Below are 1,230 nucleotides of genomic sequence, written 5' to 3'. Positions count from 1 at the left end.
CCCCAGCGCCAGTCGTGGAAGGGGCAGGCGATGGAGTCGCCCTTGATCTGGCCGTTGGCGAGGTTGCCGCCCATGTGCCTGCAGTAGGCGTCGAGGACGTTGAGTTTGCCGTCGGACTCGGACTGGAAGACGACGAGTTCGGTGCCGAAGGCCTTGATCTGGTGCGGCTCACCGTCCTTGAAGTCCTTGGCGAGGCCGAGGCAATGCCAGCCGCGGGCGAAGCGCTTCGGGGCGCCGGCCGACTCGATCGAGCGGAAATCGTTGTCAGGGGTAGTGGTCATGAGGGCTCGCTATCTCTGGAGGGCTGGATCAGATCCGGGCGCTCACTGGGTCGATCCGGGCGCCCGGTCACGGCTTCATGGTGACGGCTGTCACTGTCGTGGTGAGTGGTGGCTCCCGGTCAACGGAACGAAACCCGGGCCCGGTGTCGGTCTCGGACGGCGAACGGCGAGGGCGCCGGAGCATCTGCTCCGGCGCCCTCGCCTCGTCTGCATCCCGTTCGCGGAGGTCAGACTCCGGTCGTGTCGATCACGCGTCCGGCCGCGATATTGTCCTTGACCTCGGCCTCCCAGCTCTCGACGGCGCGGGTGGTGTCGATCTCGAACTCGAAGCGGTTCGTCATGTCTTCGGTGACGTCTTCGACGTCGGTGTAGAACTGCTGGTACCAGCGTAGGAGCTGGTAGACCGGCCCGTCCTCCTCCGACAGCAGGGGATTGTCGATGGGGGCCTTGTCCTTCCAGATCGCGACGTCCTGCTCGAATCCGTACTTGACGCCCTGCGCGAACTGGTCGGCCATTCCCGCGGCCTCCTCGGCCGAGACTCCCTCGGGGGTCTTGACCATGGCGCCGTACATCAGGACGAACGAGTCGTCGCTGACCGGGTAATGGCAGTTGATCAGCACGGTCTCGACCTCACCGTGCTCAGTGAAGCTCTTCAGGTAGTCGATCATGTACGACGGACCGTAGTAGTAGGCCTCCGACTCCAGTCGCGAGTTCGGGTCGTCGTAGCTGGTGCCGACGCTGACGTCGTGGCGCGGCGTCGAGTGCATGATCTGTCCGGCCACCTGACCTTCGAAGATGTTCTTGAAGAACCGGGGGAAGGCATAGTGGACGTAGAAGAAGTGGGCCATGTCGACGACGTTGTCGACGATCTCACGGCAATGCGAGCCCTCGATGTACAGCGAGCTCCAGTTCCAGTCGGTCCACTCGTCGGTGCCGTAGCCTTCGATTT

At 63.8% G+C, this 1,230-nt stretch carries 1 protein-coding gene and 1 pseudogene; both read right to left on the bottom strand.

Translation table 11 applies throughout. The features are described 5' to 3' along the window. Window positions 1–281, bottom strand: a 281-nt coding sequence (locus SCNU_RS19885) for a Rieske 2Fe-2S domain-containing protein (RefSeq protein ID WP_009681209.1), incomplete at its 3' end; no start/stop codon positions are given. A 227-nt stretch (window positions 282–508) separates the two neighbouring features. Continuing rightward, window positions 509–1,230 (bottom strand): annotated as a pseudogene (locus SCNU_RS19880) (3-ketosteroid-9-alpha-hydroxylase); the annotation flags it as partial.

The organism is Gordonia neofelifaecis NRRL B-59395 (assembly GCF_000192435.1).
Lineage (GTDB): Bacteria > Actinomycetota > Actinomycetes > Mycobacteriales > Mycobacteriaceae > Gordonia > Gordonia neofelifaecis.
This window is presented reverse-complemented; position numbering and strand designations above follow the sequence as displayed.